The organism is Halomicrobium zhouii (genome assembly GCF_900114435.1).
GTDB lineage: Archaea > Halobacteriota > Halobacteria > Halobacteriales > Haloarculaceae > Halomicrobium > Halomicrobium zhouii.
In genome coordinates, this window is the sequence record NZ_FOZK01000003.1 from 378,382 (window position 1) to 393,928 (window position 15,547).

At 65.7% G+C, this 15,547-nt stretch carries 21 protein-coding genes; 6 read left to right on the forward strand and 15 right to left on the reverse strand.

Features of this window, described 5'->3' with window-relative positions:
* Positions 1 to 42: 42 nt before the first annotated feature.
* Together BM337_RS15645 and BM337_RS15650 are read right to left on the reverse strand one after the other, a co-directional pair.
* Positions 43 to 927, reverse strand: a complete 885-nt coding sequence (locus tag BM337_RS15645) for a cell division protein CdpA domain-containing protein (RefSeq protein WP_089817605.1) — start codon at positions 925 to 927, stop codon at positions 43 to 45.
* A gap of 108 nt (positions 928 to 1,035) precedes the next feature.
* Positions 1,036 to 1,794: a hypothetical protein gene (locus BM337_RS15650; RefSeq protein WP_089817608.1), complete on the reverse strand. Its 759-nt coding sequence runs from the start codon at positions 1,792 to 1,794 to the stop codon at positions 1,036 to 1,038.
* A 119-nt stretch (positions 1,795 to 1,913) separates the two neighbouring features.
* On the opposite strand from BM337_RS15650, the gene BM337_RS15655 reads away from it, so the two are divergent.
* Positions 1,914 to 2,639: a ribosome assembly factor SBDS gene (locus tag BM337_RS15655; RefSeq protein ID WP_089817610.1), complete on the forward strand. Its 726-nt coding sequence runs from the start codon at positions 1,914 to 1,916 to the stop codon at positions 2,637 to 2,639.
* Between the two features lie 30 nt (positions 2,640 to 2,669).
* On the opposite strand, the gene BM337_RS15660 is transcribed toward BM337_RS15655, so the two are convergent.
* Complete coding sequence (locus BM337_RS15660) at positions 2,670 to 2,996, reverse strand: FUN14 domain-containing protein (protein WP_089817611.1); 327 nt, start codon at positions 2,994 to 2,996, stop codon at positions 2,670 to 2,672.
* A gap of 112 nt (positions 2,997 to 3,108) precedes the next feature.
* Between BM337_RS15660 and hflX the strand changes: the two genes are divergently transcribed.
* Positions 3,109 to 4,419, forward strand: a complete 1,311-nt coding sequence (gene hflX / locus BM337_RS15665) for a GTPase HflX (RefSeq protein WP_089817613.1) — start codon at positions 3,109 to 3,111, stop codon at positions 4,417 to 4,419.
* A 15-nt stretch (positions 4,420 to 4,434) separates the two neighbouring features.
* Here hflX and BM337_RS15670 read toward each other — a convergent pair whose 3' ends face one another.
* Genes BM337_RS15670 through BM337_RS15680 form a run of 3 tightly spaced genes read right to left on the reverse strand, consistent with a single transcriptional unit; the run spans position 4,435 to position 7,140 of the window.
* Positions 4,435 to 5,862: an NAD(P)H-hydrate dehydratase gene (locus BM337_RS15670; RefSeq protein ID WP_089817615.1), complete on the reverse strand. Its 1,428-nt coding sequence runs from the start codon at positions 5,860 to 5,862 to the stop codon at positions 4,435 to 4,437.
* Positions 5,863 to 5,922: 60 nt separating this feature from the next.
* Entirely contained in the window at positions 5,923 to 6,198 is a 276-nt protein-coding gene (locus BM337_RS15675; RefSeq protein ID WP_089817617.1) for an acylphosphatase, read from the reverse strand.
* 33 nt (positions 6,199 to 6,231) lie between these two features.
* Positions 6,232 to 7,140: a DNA-3-methyladenine glycosylase family protein gene (locus BM337_RS15680; RefSeq protein ID WP_089817619.1), complete on the reverse strand. Its 909-nt coding sequence runs from the start codon at positions 7,138 to 7,140 to the stop codon at positions 6,232 to 6,234.
* Positions 7,141 to 7,226: 86 nt separating this feature from the next.
* On the opposite strand from BM337_RS15680, the gene BM337_RS15685 reads away from it, so the two are divergent.
* Positions 7,227 to 7,739 (forward strand): DUF555 domain-containing protein, encoded by a 513-nt coding sequence (locus BM337_RS15685; protein WP_089817621.1) that lies wholly within the window; start codon positions 7,227 to 7,229, stop codon positions 7,737 to 7,739.
* Between the two features lie 99 nt (positions 7,740 to 7,838).
* Here the strand turns inward: BM337_RS15685 and BM337_RS15690 are convergent, their stop codons facing one another.
* Positions 7,839 to 8,075: a UPF0058 family protein gene (locus BM337_RS15690; protein WP_089817623.1), complete on the reverse strand. Its 237-nt coding sequence runs from the start codon at positions 8,073 to 8,075 to the stop codon at positions 7,839 to 7,841.
* 144 nt (positions 8,076 to 8,219) lie between these two features.
* Between BM337_RS15690 and BM337_RS15695 the strand changes: the two genes are divergently transcribed.
* Entirely contained in the window at positions 8,220 to 8,624 is a 405-nt protein-coding gene (locus BM337_RS15695) for a translation initiation factor IF-2 subunit beta (RefSeq protein WP_089817625.1), read from the forward strand.
* Positions 8,625 to 8,645: 21 nt separating this feature from the next.
* Here BM337_RS15695 and BM337_RS15700 read toward each other — a convergent pair whose 3' ends face one another.
* From BM337_RS15700 to BM337_RS15725, 6 genes are all read right to left on the reverse strand, one after another.
* Positions 8,646 to 8,825 (reverse strand): DUF7836 family putative zinc-binding protein, encoded by a 180-nt coding sequence (locus tag BM337_RS15700; protein WP_089817627.1) that lies wholly within the window; start codon positions 8,823 to 8,825, stop codon positions 8,646 to 8,648.
* Positions 8,826 to 8,915: 90 nt separating this feature from the next.
* Positions 8,916 to 9,896, reverse strand: coding sequence for a transcription initiation factor IIB (locus tag BM337_RS15705; protein ID WP_089817629.1), 981 nt, complete (start codon positions 9,894 to 9,896; stop codon positions 8,916 to 8,918).
* Positions 9,897 to 10,175: 279 nt separating this feature from the next.
* On the reverse strand, positions 10,176 to 11,522 hold the full coding sequence (locus BM337_RS15710) for a ferritin-like domain-containing protein (RefSeq protein ID WP_089817631.1): 1,347 nt from the start codon (positions 11,520 to 11,522) through the stop codon (positions 10,176 to 10,178).
* 177 nt (positions 11,523 to 11,699) lie between these two features.
* Positions 11,700 to 12,005 carry a DUF8036 family membrane protein gene (locus BM337_RS15715; RefSeq protein WP_089817632.1) on the reverse strand — a complete coding sequence of 102 codons (306 nt, stop codon included), beginning with the start codon at positions 12,003 to 12,005 and terminating at the stop codon, positions 11,700 to 11,702.
* Between the two features lie 54 nt (positions 12,006 to 12,059).
* On the reverse strand, positions 12,060 to 12,335 hold the full coding sequence (locus tag BM337_RS15720; RefSeq protein WP_089817634.1) for an ArsR/SmtB family transcription factor: 276 nt from the start codon (positions 12,333 to 12,335) through the stop codon (positions 12,060 to 12,062).
* 65 nt (positions 12,336 to 12,400) lie between these two features.
* On the reverse strand, positions 12,401 to 12,685 hold the full coding sequence (locus tag BM337_RS15725; protein ID WP_089817636.1) for a DUF357 domain-containing protein: 285 nt from the start codon (positions 12,683 to 12,685) through the stop codon (positions 12,401 to 12,403).
* 108 nt (positions 12,686 to 12,793) lie between these two features.
* Here BM337_RS15725 and BM337_RS15730 point away from each other — a divergent pair, with 108 nt between their 5' ends.
* Both BM337_RS15730 and BM337_RS15735 read left to right on the forward strand, forming a co-directional pair.
* On the forward strand, positions 12,794 to 13,843 hold the full coding sequence (locus tag BM337_RS15730) for an NAD(P)/FAD-dependent oxidoreductase (protein ID WP_089817637.1): 1,050 nt from the start codon (positions 12,794 to 12,796) through the stop codon (positions 13,841 to 13,843).
* Positions 13,844 to 13,929: 86 nt separating this feature from the next.
* Positions 13,930 to 14,217, forward strand: coding sequence for a DUF7545 family protein (locus tag BM337_RS15735; protein ID WP_089817639.1), 288 nt, complete (start codon positions 13,930 to 13,932; stop codon positions 14,215 to 14,217).
* A 53-nt stretch (positions 14,218 to 14,270) separates the two neighbouring features.
* On the opposite strand, the gene BM337_RS15740 is transcribed toward BM337_RS15735, so the two are convergent.
* A complete protein-coding gene (locus tag BM337_RS15740) occupies positions 14,271 to 14,933 on the reverse strand; it encodes a 2,5-diamino-6-(ribosylamino)-4(3H)-pyrimidinone 5'-phosphate reductase (RefSeq protein ID WP_089817642.1) in 663 nt (220 codons plus the stop codon).
* An 81-nt stretch (positions 14,934 to 15,014) separates the two neighbouring features.
* Positions 15,015 to 15,500, reverse strand: coding sequence for a hypothetical protein (locus BM337_RS15745; protein ID WP_089817644.1), 486 nt, complete (start codon positions 15,498 to 15,500; stop codon positions 15,015 to 15,017).
* Positions 15,501 to 15,547: the final 47 nt, after the last annotated feature.

Below are 15,547 nucleotides of genomic sequence, written 5' to 3' on the forward strand. Positions count from 1 at the left end.
TTATAGAGTAATTATTCTCGAATGAACAATCTTAGTGAGTGACTAACGTCCGAACGTCGCGGCGACTCGTGCGAGGACCCTCGCGAGGAACGTCTCGTCGTCGCTGGAAGACGCCTCCTCTCTGCGCCGGCGACGTAACTCGCGTAGCTGGTCGGTCTGGTCGTCGACCGTGGTCTCCGAGCGAGCGGTCGTCTGTTCGCCGCCCTTGACCGTCCGGAGGCCACTCACCTGCTCGTCGACCCCGGTGCTGTGTACCTCCGTCGTGGCCGCCTGCAGACCCGAGGTATCGAACTCACTCTCGTCGGACGTGAGCGTCAGGGCCGTCCCCTCGTGGCGTTCGACGCCGCCCCACGTGAGTTCGACGTCCGCCATGGCCTCGTCGATGTCCTGACGGATCTCGTCGTCGCTGATCTGCGCGTCGTCCTCCGTCTCTTCGGGGGCGAAATCGGCGGGCGCGGGCCTCGCCCGGTCGATGTGGTACGCCACCATCGCGGCGCCGGTCGACGCGAGGACGGCCGTCAGTCCCACGCCGTAGACGGCGAGGACGTGAATGCTGTACTGGGGACCACTCCCCTCGGCCCACATGTACGGATATGCGTAGGTGAACAGCCCGATAGCGACGAGACAGACGACGACACCCGAAGCGCCACCGACCAGGCCCCGACGGTCGACCGGGAGCAACACGATGACCGACGAGAGCGCCGTCGGGACGGCGAGCATCCCGAGCGCGAAGGCCACCTCGCGCGCGACGTAATCGCTCAGTTCCACCCACTGCCCGGCGGCGCCTGCGCCGAACGCCCCCAGTCCGAGTCCGACTGCCCCGAAGAACAGCGCGAACCCGAGGTAGACGTCGACGTTACTGTCTGGCTCGCCGATTATCCGTCGGTACCACTCGAACAGTCGTCCGTCCGTCTCAGTCCCCGTCATAGCCACCCCGCTCGGTAACCCGCCTCATTACGTGAACCGTTCAGCTTAATCCGCCATTAGTTTTTCGTGGGGGACGTTACGGACTCAATAATCGAACCCGTAGTATTTTCAGAAGTCGTCGGAGAACGAAATGCGAGTGACCCGACCCGGCGTCGTCCTGTATCGCCAGACGTGAGCGCCGTCCCTGGCCGGTTCGACGCGAGATATCTGCCGGAGTCCCGTCTTGATACAGCCCCACCAGGCGTCCTCGCTCCCGTACCCGGCGGGAAGCTCCTCGTACAGTTCGTCGACGAAGTCCCCCCGCTTGGCCTCGGTCTGCTCTCTGAGGAGACACAGTGCGGCGCCGACGGCCCACCGTCGTCGGTCGCAGAGTTCCTCGTCGTGCCCGGGCACGTCGATGGACGCGACGTCGGCGACGTCGTCCCCGGGGAACCCCTCCTCACGTGTCGACCGGGGATCGTAGTCGATAGCCGTCCACCCGCGCTCACCGAGCCTGTCGCTCGTCTGTGCGACCGCGCGCCGCGCGAACGCGTCGACCCGTTCGCGCTCCACGTCGGCGAGGCTCTCGACGACGTTCGTGAGTTCCTCGTCTTCGATCCGAGCGACGGCGTCCTCCGCGCCGTCGATCGAGAGGTCGACGTCGTCCGTGGTCGAGTCGTCGGAGCGGACGTCCCCCGAGCGCTCGCGACGAACTTCGCTGGCAAATGCAGCGAGGCGACTGTGGCGCATCCCGTCCCCCTCCAGCGAGAACCGCTGTTCGACGACCCAGGCCAGGTACGACTCGACCGTCTCGAACTCGAGGAGGTCCGCCTCGATCGCGAGCGACCGCGCGGTCTCGTCGTCTATCGAAACCTCGAAACTCCGCATTCGGCGCGGTGATTCCGCCCACACCGCTATAAATCCATACCCATCACCGTCGCGAGAGAAGGCGGGGTCGGACGGCTCGCTGAGAAAGGCCTTTAAGCCATCCACGGATACCGACAGGTATGATATCTCTTGACGAGGCGGTGGCCGCGAGGCTCGAATCGCACGGCCAGCGATTCGAAGTGCTGGTCGATCCGGACGCGGCACTGGCGATAAAGCGCGACGAGTTCGACGGAGACCTGGAGGACGTCATCGCGGCGGAGGACGTCTTCGAGGACGCCTCGTCGGGGGACAGACCCCCCGAGAGCTCCCTGGAGGAGGTCTTCGAGACGACCGACCCCCTCGAGATCATTCCGGAGGTCATCAAACAGGGAGAGATCCAGATAACGGCTGAACAGCGCCGCGAGATGCAGGAACAGAAGCACAAACAGCTCGTCCAGACCATCACTCGGAACGCCGTCAACCCCCAGATGGACGACGCGCCCCATCCACCGGAGCGCATCGAGTCCGCGCTCGAAGAGACCGACTTCCGGATCGATCCGATGGAACCGGTCGAGAACCAGGTCGACGACGCCCTCGAGGCGCTCCGGCCAGTCATCCCCATCAGGTTCGACGAGGTGACCGTCGCCGTGCAGGTTCCTGCGGACTACGCTGGCAGTGCACAGTCACGGATCCGTCAGTTCGGTGACCTGGACCGGGAAGAGTGGCAGAACGACGGTTCCTGGGTCGGCGTCCTGACGTTCCCTGCGGGGATGCAAAACGAGTTCTACGACCTCGTGAACGAACACACGAGTGGCGAGGCAGAAACACAGATCGTCAAGGACGAAGACGACCTGCGAACGCGGTAAACGGGTCGCAGAAGCGGCAGCGGCCGACAGTTATCCTTTCCGGAACCCGAGCAGGAAGCCGCCGGTGAATCCGGCGCTGACGGGCAGTGCCGAGAGCAGGCTCATCATCCACGATGGAGGTTGCGAGCCGGCGGCGTCGCCGGCTGCTCTGGTCGCGTTCGAGGCCGTTCCGGTTATCGCTCCCCAGTCGACGGAGAGGACGCCGCGCGTTTCGAGGAACTTGAAGAGGGCGAGCTGGATGCCCACGAGGACGGCGATTATCTTGGCCACCTTCTTGGCGGCGAAGCCGATGACGCCGCCGATGACCGCGCCCCCGCCAAGTTCCAGACCGAGCTGTTGCGGGTTTAAGTCGACCATACCCGACACGTTACAGTCGTGGCTTAAGTCTTTTGTGCCCCTTCGCGAGCCGGGAGCGACCGGCCGAGGTCCGGACTGGATTTAAATACGGTGGCGGCGTAATCCACGGTGAGTGACGCCAAGCCAGCCAACCGAACGAGCGGTCGTCGCAAAGCGCGTCGACTCCGGAACGGCGGACACCGAGGAGATAACGGACCTCGCGCGTGCGGCCGGGTACGAAGTCGTCGGCGAACTGACCCAGACGCGAACCGAGGACCCAGCGTACCACCTCGGGGAGGGGAAGGTCGACCGCCTCGCGAACGTCGTCGCCCGGGAACGGGCGACCGCAGTCATCTTCGACAACCAGCTTGGCCCGTACCAGACGTACAACATCGGGAACAAACTCCCCGACGGGACGAGCGTCATCGACCGGTTCCGACTCATCCTGGAGATATTCGGCCAGCGCGCCCAGACGCGGAAGGCACAGCTCCAGGTCGAACTCGCCGAACTGCGATACGAGCTCCCGCGCGCGGAAGCCAAGGCCAGCCTGGCCAAACGCGACGAGCGTCCGGGGTTCATGGGGCTGGGCGAGTACGACGAGAGCCGCGAGCAGGACATCAAGAAACGGATCTCCCGTATCCGCGACGAACTCGACTCCATCCAGGAGACGGAGGAACACCGCCGCGAACAGCGCCGGGAGTCGGGGTTCGACCTGGTCGCGCTCGCGGGCTACACGAACGCCGGTAAGTCGACATTACTCCGACGACTCGCCGAGGACGTCGACGTCGACGCCAACGAGGACCTCCACGCGGACCTCGACCCGACGGCCGAGAGCGAGGACCGCCTGTTCACGACCCTGGGGACCACGACTCGCCGGGCCGACATGGACCGCCGGGACGTGCTCGTGACCGACACGGTCGGCTTCATCTCCGACCTGCCCCACTGGCTCGTCGAGTCGTTCAAGTCGACGCTCGACGCCGTCTACCGGGCGGATCTGGTCCTCCTGGTCGTCGACGTCAGCGAACCCGTCGAGGAGATCCGGGAGAAGCTCGTGACGAGCCACGACACGCTCTACGAGCGCAACGAGGCACCCATCGTCACGGTGCTGAACAAGACCGACCTCGTCGACGACGAGGAGGTCCAGCGCAAGAAGGCAGCCCTGTCCGCGCTCGCACCGAACCCGGTGACCGTCAGCGCGAGGGAGGGAGAGAACGTCGACGCGCTGCTGTCCCGAATCGACCGAGAACTCCCCGACTACGAACGCGAGCGTCTCGTCCTGCCGATGACGGACGACACGATGAGCGTCGTCTCGTGGATCCACGACCACGCCCGCGTCGACGACGTCGACTACGGCGACCAGGTCGTCATCGAGTTCGAGGCCCGCCCGGCCGTCGTGGAGCGCTCGCGCGCGAAGGCCGGCGAAATCGCCGAAGCCTCGGCCTAGCGACCCTTTTCCGCGTTATCCGTCGGTTGCGTCGCCGAGCGCCGTCGGTATCCGTTCGAGGACGTCCGAGGCGACGTAGCCCGTCCCGCGGTCGTCGTACAGGGTATCGCCGGCCCGACCGGTGGTGAACGAGGCCATACACGCCGCGTCGAAGGAGTCCTGGCTGTCGAGGTACGTCGCGACGACGCCCGAGAGCAGGTCGCCGGTGCCCCCAACGGCCATCCCCGGATTGCCGGCGCGGCACAGCCGAGTACGGTCCCCGTCAGAGATCACGTCGACTGCCCCCTTCGCGAGAACGACGTGACCGAGTTCGTCCGCGATGCGCTCGACCTCGTGGGCGTTCTCGGCGAGGTCGTCGACTTCCGGACCGCCCAGGGCAGCCAGTTCTCTGCTGTTGGGCGTACAGACCACCTCGGCCTCGGTGTCGACGTCCGGGACGACCGAGAGCGCGTCGGCGTCGGCGACCACCGGCCCCTCGAAGGATTCGAGGAACCGTCGCGCCGCGTCCAGCGTCTCGTCCGCAGTCCCGAGGCCCGGTCCCAGCACGACCACGTCGTCGTGTTTCGTGGCCGTCTCGACGAGACCGTCGACCTGGTCCGGCGTGAGTCGCTCGCCCTCGTAGGGTTGGACGATGAGGTCCGGTTCGTACCCCTGGATCTCGCCGGCCACGGAGTCGGGCGCGGCGACGAAGGACAGTTCCGCCCCGGACCGGAGCGCGGACTGGGCGCTCAGCGCCGGGGCGCCGGTGTAGGGACCGCCACCGATGACGAACACGCGGGCGCTGCGGTCTCTGCCCGCCAACCGTCGAAGGTCGCCCGGGCCGACGTACTCCTCGGCCGCGGGCGGGATGCCGATGTCCGCGACGGTCACCGTCGCCTCGAGGCGTTCGAGCCCTGGCTTCGAATCGTGGAACGTGACGACGTGGTCCGCGTCCACCGCGCTGTCCGGGAGCGTTCCGGTGTCGGCGTCGAACCCGGAGGGGACGTCGACCGAGACGACCGTGGCGTCGCTGTCGTTCACCGCTTCGGCGGCGGTCGCCGCGGGTTCCCTGAGGTCGCCAGAGATGCCCGTCCCGAGCATCGCGTCGACTACGACGTCAGGGTCACCTAGCGAGAGAGAACGCGAGTCACGGACAGCACGGGCGTCGTACTCCGCCTGGCAGAGCGCGTCCCAGTTCTCCCGGGCGATGTCGGTCGTGATGGTCTCGGCGCGGCCCAGCAGGAGAATCTCCAGGTCGAACTCGTCGAGGAATCGCGCCGCGACGAACGCGTCGCCGCCGTTGTTCCCGCGGCCGGCGACGACCGTGATGGTCGCACCGGGGTCGGCGACCTGGCGGACCACGCGGGCGACTGCGTTGCCCGAGGACTCCATCAGCTGCTTTCGCGGGACGCCGAGGGCGTCCGCGTTCTCGTCGACGACGGCCATCCTGCTGCCCGTGATCATGGATCTGTGTTCGGTCGTCCGCGTAGTAATTGTGGTGGACCGTACGCCAGAGCGGTCGCTTCAGCGACGGATCTCGAAGGAGTCGAACCCCTCTGGCTCGTCGTACTCTATCTCGACGTCCTCGACGTGGGCCCGGTCGCTCCCCTCGTGGCACCACTCGACCATCTCCTCGACGGCGTCCTCGGGTCCCTCGAAGACGGCCTCGACGCGGCCGTCGGACAGGTTCTTCACCCAGCCGTCGACGCCTCGCTTGCGGGCCTCTTCCCGCGTGGTCGCACGGTAGAAGACGCCCTGGACCTTCCCGGAGACGAACACGTGTGCGCGAGTGTCGGTCATGGACGGTCGTACTCGCGAGCGCGGCAAAAATCCCTAGCGACTGTCGCCGCCGCTCCGGAGGTAGTGGAAGATGTACGTTTGAACGTACCCGGCGTACTGTCCGCCCAGCGACTCCCGGATGGCCCGCGACGTCTCGGCGTACGAGCCGCGGTCGCAGTCCGGGAAGTAGTCGGCGATGGTCGTGCGGAGCCACGTGTCCAGCGGGACCGCCTCCAGGAAGTCGAGCGAGAAGAGGAGGACGCAGTCTGCGACCTTGTCCCCGACGCCGACGAAGCGGGTGAGGTGCTCGCGGGCGTCTTCGTACGCCATCTCCCGGGCTGGCGCCGGGTCCGCTTCGCCGCTGGCCACCATCTCGGCAGTCTGCTGGACGTAGGGAGCACGGTAGCCGAGACCGAGATCCCGGAGTTCCGCTTCCGTCGCGGCTGCGAGGGCGTCGGGCGTGGGGTAGGCCCGGTAGGTCTCCCCGTCGAACGCGACTGGGTCCCCGTACTCTCGACGCAGCGCGGTCTGCATCGCGTGGATCCGCTCGACGCGCATCTGGGCCGAACAGATGAACGAAATCAGGCAGCCGAAGGGCGGGTCGCGGACGAGGCGCAGTCCCCAGTAGGCGTCGTAGGCGTCCTGGACGACGTCGTCGTCCGGCGAGGCCGCCCGTATCGCGTCCAGGTCGTCGTCGAGGCGAAGCAGTCGACGGAGATGTGGGTCCGCGTCGAGAGACGACTCCCACTCCAGTGTTCCGTCGACCTGGCGCGTCCGGACGAACTCCGGGGCCCCGTCGACCCGTATCGTCGTCCAGTACCAGGCGTCGCCGCCGTGGGCACCGGAGCCGTCGTACATCCGGCCGTCCTCGCGGTCCCAGAGGTACGACTGGCCGCTCTCGACGGTCGATTGCAGGTCGAATCCACCCGGCAGCGAACTGACGTCGACGTGCCCGCGTTCCATCTACCGGTTCCTGTCGGTCAGGCGGCTTTGGCCTTTCGAGTCAACCGGCCGAACCTTCTTGGTAGTGGGTGTCGAACCGCTCACATATGGACTGCAGAGTCGTCGTCGAGGCGGCCGTCCCCGTATACGACGTCGAAACGGCCGACGAGGCGGTCAGGATAGCCATCTCGAAGACGGGCGAGATGCTCAACCCCGACCTCAACTACGTCGAGATCAACATGGGCGAACGGGCCTGCCCGCACTGCCACGAGGAACTGGAACCGGCGTTCGTCGCCGCTGACGAGAGCCTTGTCGCGCTCGAACTGGAGATGACCGTCTTCAACGTCGAACGCGACGAACACGCCGCCCGGATCGCCCGCAAGGAGATCGGTCAACGGCTCGAGAACATCCCACTCGAAGTCCTCGAGATCGAGGACGTTCCGGACGAAGACGATGACGACGATGCACTCGAGGCGGAGACGGACGACGAGGGAGAGACGGAGAGCACAGCGTCGAACTCGATCAGTGACGCCGACCAGCCCGTCGATGGTGACGAAGCCGGTCAAGGGGACGACGACGAGGACGTGCTGCCCGAGTTCGAGGAACTGATCGACGAGTAACGCCCGAATCGCGACGGTTCGGCCGCTGGAGTTCGTTCACGCGCGGGAGAGCGAGAAGCGGAGCGCTAGAAGCGTAGGGAAACCGAAAGGAACGAAACCTCAGTCTGCGGCAGCGGAAACGGGTTCTTTCTCTTCGGCGAGCATCTCCGACGTGATGCCCTTCGCGAGCGCGAAGACGGCGGCCTTGTGGTCCGTCTTCGACTTGTGGATGGACGTCGGCTGGACGCCAAGTTCCGCGTACTCGTCGTGTTCGACGTCGTCACCAGTCTCTTTCTCGTAGTGAGTCTGTACCTGTGCAAGCAGGCCGTGAAGATGTATGAGTTCCTGCTTTTTCATGTTCAACCGTTCCTAATAACTCGAGGGTTATAGTAGTACTCTGAGTGTAGTTAACACACTCCCTTCACTTGTGGTACGGACTGTCTACCGGTAGCGTCTCATGACCGTGAAACACTTTAGGAATCGGACAACCTACCGTTTCGTATGGACTACGACGACATGCTCGACCGGGCCGTCGACGAGACACCCGACATCGAGGGGAGCAGTGAGCGCTTCGAGGTGCCGTCGCCGGAGATCCGACAGGAAGGTAACGCGACCGTCTTCGAGAACTTCCAGTCGGTCTGTGACACGCTGGGTCGGGAAGACGAACACGTTATGAAGTTCCTACAGAACGAACTCGGGACGAACGGTCACATCGACGAGAGCGGTCGGGCGCGCCTCACCGGCGAGTTCAACCAGCGCCGCATTGAGGCGGCGGTCGACGAGTACACGGAGACGTTCGTCATCTGTCCGGAGTGTGGCCTGCCGGATACGCGGCTCGAACAGGACCAGGGCGTCCCGATACTGCGATGTGAAGCCTGCGGGGCGCGCTCCTCGACCAGTTCCTGATCACTGAAACGCCAGTCTCGACTACTGGAGCCCCTTCAGCGTCTGCAGGTCGCGGTCTGTCCGCGCGAACTCGGCGAGCCGTCGGCTCGCGTGGCAGTTCGGACAGTGAAAGGTCCCGTCGTGGCGCGGGAGGTCGCTCGGCGTCGACTCCCAGTCCTTGGTACACTCCGGACACAGTAATCGGACGTATGCCTCGACCATGTGTGTAGTTGGCACGCAGCACGCCATCAAAAAGGTGTCGTCCCGGCTCGTGTCGTCCTGGCAGTCGAGTCGTCCCAGCGCTGGCGGCGATCAGGCGGGCATCCCTTCCGCTTCGAGCAGCTCCTTGTACCGGTTCCGGATGGTGACCTCGGAGATGCTCGCCACCTCGCTGACCTGGCTCTGGGTGACCTTCTCGTTGCTCAGCAGCGAACCGGCGTACACCGCAGCGGCGGCCAGTCCCACGGGGGATTTCCCGCTGAGGACGCCGTCCTCACGGGCGGCCTCGATGAGCTCACGGGAGCGTCGTTCGGATTCGTCCGAGAGGTCGAGGTCGCTGATGAATCGCGGGACGTAGCTCTCGGGCTTCGCAGGCGCGACTTCGAGACCGAGTTCGCGGACGATGTAGCGGTACGTCCGGGTTAGCTCCATCTTATCGACGCGGGAGACCCGTGCGATCTCGTCGAGCGACCGGGGCGTCCCGGCCTGGCGCGCGGCGGCGTAGACGGAGGCCGTCGCGACGCCCTCGATGGACCGGCCCGGGAGCAGGTCCTCGCTGAGGGCGCGCCGATAGATGACGGAGGCCGTCTCGCGAACGTTCTGGGGTAGCCCCAGCGCGCTCGCCATCCGGTCGATCTCGCCGAGTGCCTGCTTGAGGTTGCGCTCCTTGGAGTCCCGGGTCCGGAACCGCTCGTTCCAGGTCCGGAGGCGCTTCATCTTCGAGCGCTGCTTGCTCGACAGGGAGTTGCCGTAGGCGTCCTTGTCCTGCCAGCCGATGTTGGTCGACAGGCCCTTGTCGTGCATCATGTTCGTCGTGGGCGCACCGACCCGGGACTTGTTGTCGCGTTCGCTGGAGTCGAAGGCGCGCCATTCGGGGCCACGGTCGATCTCGTCTTCCTCGACGACGAGGCCGCAGTCCGTACACACGGTCTCGCCGTGTTCGGTGTCGGCCACGACGTCGCCGCCGCACTCCGGACAGACCTCCTCTGACTCTTGCTCTTCGGTCTGCTCGCTCCTCACCGCCTGTTCGTCTACCTGTTCGCCTGCGTTGGTTCGGACTGGGGATTCACTCATGATGGGGGAACTCTCGTGACTGCCGCGGACGCAATCCTTAAGAAATCGGTGCGATCCGCCTAACTCTTTGTAAGTGCGAAATCCATATAAGGGTTTCGGTAGTTGTGGTAGCTAACCGCACGACGTAAGGGGGACGGTTCCAGATCGGTAGTAGACAACAAATACCGACGAGCGGGCACGTGATCCTCGGCACCGGTTCCGCCACCAGGCGGGCGAGCGGGACGTCGTTGCTACTACCGTCCCGGGCGGCCAGTCTTCGAAGCGGGCAGTAGCAGCCGCTTACTCGCTCGTAATGAACCGGCTAGCTATCTCGGTGACCTCGTCCATCGTCTTTGCGCCGTCGAAGGCGTCGGGGAAGGGGCTCGCCGTGTTCAACTCGTTCAGGAAGCTCGCGTGACGAGCCTCGACGTCGTGAATAGCCGCCGCGGCCTCGAAGACGCCGTCGTTCTCGACGGTGGGTGCGGCGCCCGCGTACGCGGCGACGCCGGTGTTCTCGAGGGCCTTGCCGACGGCGAGGAACTCGCTCGGCGTCTCGTACCCGAAGTCGTACGCCGCCTCTTCGACGGGCGTTCCACCGAGTTTCTCGACCGTCTCCCCGATCGCGTCGACGTGCGCTTTCTCGTGGTCCCGGATCACCGCGAGGCGGTCCGGTACGGAGGTCCGGAGGTCGTCGTCGAACTCACTGAGCACGTCGGCGCCCGTGATATCGTCGTCCGCGAACATTTCGAGTCCGTCTCGGTAGAAGGCGTGCTCGAGGTGTTCGAGCGTCAGCGCGTAGTTCAGGACGTCGACGTCGGAGTTGTCATCCTCCATCTTCCGATCCGCGGTGGGATCTTCGCCGGCTCGACCACCCAGATCACCGAGCTCGGTGGTGATGAAGTCCCCGGCGATATCGATCACTTCGTCCATCGACTTGGCTTCGCCGAAGGCCCTGGGAAACGGGGAGGAGTCGGTGAGGAGATTCAGGAAGCTGGCGTGCCTGGCCTCCACGCTGTGGACCGCGAGTGCGGAGGGCAACACGTCGTTGCTCGTGACCGCGGGTGCTGCCCCCTTGTACGCGGCGACGCCGGTGTTCTCGAGCGCCTTCGCGACGGCAAGGAACTCGCTGGGCGTCTCGTACCCGAAGTCGTACGCGGCTTCGCCGACCGCGTCGCCACCGAGCTGTCCGACGACCTCGACGATCGTCTCGACGTGAGCCTGCTCGTGGTCGCGGATGGTCGCCATCCGGTCCGGCACCTCCATGCGAACCGTCTCGCCGAAGGGCTCGAGGACGTCGGCGTTCGTTAGTTCGTCCTCAGCGAACGTGTCGAGGCCGTCGCGGTAGAAGGCGTGTTCGAGGTGTTCGAGCGTCAGCGCGTAGTTCAGGACGTCGACGTCCGGATGGAGCGGTTCCGCCGTCGACGTCTCGGTTTCACTGGGCGTCTCGGTCGGGGTGTCGGTGTCCATCGCCGTCGCGGGCTCCGTCGACGTCCCGCTACTGTCGCTCCCCTGGCAGCCGGCGAGCATCGCGGCGCCGATACCGGCCGTCCCGGCGAGCAGGCGTCGTCGGGTCGTCACGTAGTCCCGAATGGACTCGGCGTCGTTCTGTGCGCGTTTGTCGGCGTCGGACGGATCGTCTCTCACCATGCAGAAGGACCAACCAGCATTATTTAAAAAGAGATTTCCCGAACTGCGGCCGGACTCTTACCCAATTTCGCCCGTAATGTCACCGGCATCCGGTGATTTGCAGGCCGAACGGACGGTTCCGTTTCGAGAGGCGAGTTGACGAAGAGGAGTGCGATCTGGTCCGGAACAGCCCGAACGTTAGTCCCACGTTACCCAGGCCAGGAACGCCAGACCGAACGTCTCGAGGACGTGGAGCGCCATCATCGCCTGCCACGCGATGGCCGGAACCGCAGTACTGAACCACACCGACAGGTCCTGGTGGAGGAGGTAGAAGTACAGCGCGAGCGCGTTCTCAGCGAGCAGAAATAGGGAGAACAGCAGGTTGCCGAGGGTGTGTTTGGACCGGATCTGGTAGTAATTGCGGCCCCAGACGTATCCGAGGGCACAGAGCAACAGGACGTTTAGCCCCGCTGCGAGCCGTGCGACGTCAATCCAGGCGACCATCGATACCTCCTTTCCCGAGAACGCGAATATACTCTTTCCCAATTTGGACCATAGTTACTCTGCTGCCTCCATTATCTCCTCGACCGTCTCCCAGTGGTGGCGCGTCTGGTCTGTCGGCAGGTAGACCGCGCCGTAGTCGTCGCCGCTGTCTGTGACGATGTCGTTGTCTTCGAGGACGTCCAGGTGGTGCCGGATAGTCTTGTAATCGAGGTCGAGCGCGTCGGCGAGCTGGTTCGCGTTCCGGGGGCGGGAATCCAGGGCCCGCAGGAGACGGATGCGGTTCGTCCCGCCTCTCGTCCCGGTCAACACGTACCAGAGCACGGCCTCCATTGCTCAGTTGCTCACGCCCGGCCCTTGTAAGCGCGTTGCAAAGGGCGAGAGAGGCGTCGAAGCGGTCAGACTGTGAACAGGTGACCGTCGCGCGGGACGTCGAACAGGCCGATGCGCGCGCCGGCGTCGAGCCACGCGTGGCCGTAGGAGAACGACGCCAGCGCGTTGACCGGGTCGTCGTCCTCCCTGAAGTGGCGTCCGTCTTCGAGGTACGATTCGGCCATCTCCGCGCACTCCAGAGCGGCGTCGTGCATCGGCGTCCCCTCCGGCGGCGCTACCTCGGCGGCGTCGACGGCCTCGGCGAGCAACCCCTCGTACCGGTCGGTCTTCTCTTCGAGATCGGCGGACATGCTCGCACCTCGTTCGCCCATTGCCAAATCCCTTGGCCTGCAGCCGCGGTCGTGTGCCGACTCCGACACAGCGCAACCTACAAAACCCGCTGTACAGTACATCGTCCCATGACCGAGGACGTCGCGGAACACCGAGAGCTCATCATCGCGGGCACGGGCATCGCGGGGCTGACGGCCGCCATCTACGGGGGACGGGCGAACCTCGACCCGCTCGTACTGGAAGGCGACGAACCGGGCGGCCAGCTGACGCTCACGACCGACGTGGCGAACTACCCCGGCTTCCCGGAGGGGATCAGCGGCCCGGACCTGGTCAACAACATGAAAGCGCAGGCCAGCAAGTTCGGGGCCGACCTCGAACACGGGATCGTGGTCGACGTAGACGACAGCGACCGGCCCTTCCGCGTCGAGGTGAACGACGGCACCGTCTACACCTGCGACGCCTTCGTCGCCGCCTCGGGCGCCAGCGCACGCACGCTCGGCGTCCCCGGCGAGGACGAACTGATGGGCTACGGCATCTCGACGTGTGCCACCTGCGACGGCGCGTTCTTCCGCGACGAGGACATGCTGGTCGTCGGCGGCGGCGACGCCGCGATGGAAGAGGCCAGCTTCCTCACCAAGTTCGCCGACACCGTCTACGTCGTCCACCGCCGCGACGAGTTCCGCGCGGAGGACTACTGGGTCGAGCGTGTCGAGGACCACGTCGAAGACGACGACGTCGAGATCCTGGAGAACACCGAACTCCTGGAAGTCGAGGGCTCGCCCGAAGACGGCGTCGACCAGGTCGTCCTCGCGGAACACCCCGAGGGTCACCCCACCGACAAACTCGACCACGAGGAGACGGAGACGTTCGAGTTCGACGTCGGCGCCGTCTTCCTCGCCATCGGCCACACCCCGAACACGGAGTACCTCGAAGGGACCGGCGTGGAACTCGACGACGAGGGGTACATCAGGACGAAGGGTGGCGACGGCGGCGACCAGACCGCCACCGACGTCGAGGGCATCTTCGGCGCGGGCGACGTCGTCGACTACCACTACCAGCAGGCCATCACGGCCGGTGGGATGGGCTGCAAGGCCGCCATCGACGCCGACCAGTACCTCGAGAACCTCACCGGGACGCAGGCGGCGAGTACGGAGTCGGCCGCGGAAGCGGACGACTGATCGCGGACGCGTCGCAGACACGTCGGCGCCGTTTCTGAGCTCCCGATACCCACAGGCCCTTTTACCGGGAGCCCCGAATCCATAGCATGGCAAGTGATACTGTCACGCTGACGCTCGAATCCGAGGAAGACACCGACGAACTGGAACTCCCGCGCGAACTGGTCGACATGCTCCGGGAGTCCGACGACGAGACGGCCCCCGAGGTCGTCGGCGACATCGCGATGATGGGGTTCGCCCAGCGCATCCACGGCGCGGCCCACCACGCCGAGGGCGAACCGGACCAGCAGATCGCCGACCTGAACGATCTGACGATGGACCTGTTCGAGGACCGGTTCGGCGCGACGTTCGGTGAACTCACGGGCCACGACCACTGAACTCACGGGTTCCTTCTCCCTTCGTTTCGCGCGGATAGCGCCCTGCTCGTCGCTCAGGCGACTGTCCAGCGGAGCAACACGCCGTCGTCGATCCGCTCGACGTCAGATAGCGCCAGTTCCGGGAACGAGTCGACGAAGCCGTCGCCGTCGGCCAGCGTCGGCGCGTCGCGGCCGCCGATGACCGACGACCCGACGTACACCGAGAGCTCGTCGACGAGGCCTTCCTCGAACAGCGAGAAGATGAGTTCCCCGCCGCCCTCGACCATCAACTGGTCGACGCCGTCGCCCTCGAGTTTGGCCAGCGCCGTCACGAGTTCCACCCGGTCCTGGCCCGTCGCGATCACCGTCGCGCCCGCGTCCTCCATCTGCTCGACGAAGTCCGGCGGCGCAGCCTGACTGACGAGGAGGTAGGTGTGCGCCCGGTCGTCGAGGACGGTGGCGTCCGGCGGCGTCCGGACACGCGAGTCCGCAACGACGCGGGCGGGGTTGGGAGGGTCGCCCGCCTCCTCTCGCCCAGCGCGCCTGGCTGCGTCGTCGACCGTCAACGACGGGTCGTCGGCGATGACTGTCCCCACCCCGACCATGACGGCGTCGCTCTCGGCTCGCAGTCGGTCCATCCGGTCGAAGTCGTCGGGACCGGAGATGGCTACCTGCTCGCGTTCGCGCGTCGAGAGCTTCCCGTCCGCGCTCATCGCGGCGTTGACGACGACGTGCATGTCAGTCCGCACGGTGCAGTCGCGAAAACCGCTTACGGTCCCGGTCCCCGTCGCGTGAGGCCGCGGTGGACGGGTCCCCTATCAGGCGTCTGAGGGCGCGTCCCCGGTGGCTCTCGACGGCCTGTTCTTCGCGAGGAGCTTCCGGGTGTCCAGGCTCTTCTTGCCGTGGTTGGCCGTCTTGATCCGTAGCTTCGGCCCGTCGATCCACAGCTCGCGGACGTCGAGGACGGCCTCGTGTTTCCAGCTCTTCATTCGGGCCATCCCCGTCTCGTCTAGCTCGACGAACGTGCGGGGCGTCTCGTTCCCGCCGAGTTCCCACGTCGTGTCTCCCATCTCCACGGTCTCGCGCTGTGCGGTCGCCCACTCGAAGACCACGAGGTGTTGCTCGCGAGGTTCGTCCCCCCGTTCGTGGTCGACCCTGGTCCGAGTCTCGTAATCGATACCGAAGTGGGCCGCCCACAGCTCCAGGTACTCGAAGTCGAACCGTTTCTTTCCCTGCCCTTTGCCCGACCTGTTGGTCCAGACGACGTGCGAATTCGTCGGCTTCTGTCCGAACGTTCCGACCATGATATCAGTTCCGTACGGCGATCGTGGCGGGCTCTCGGCGGGCCGTC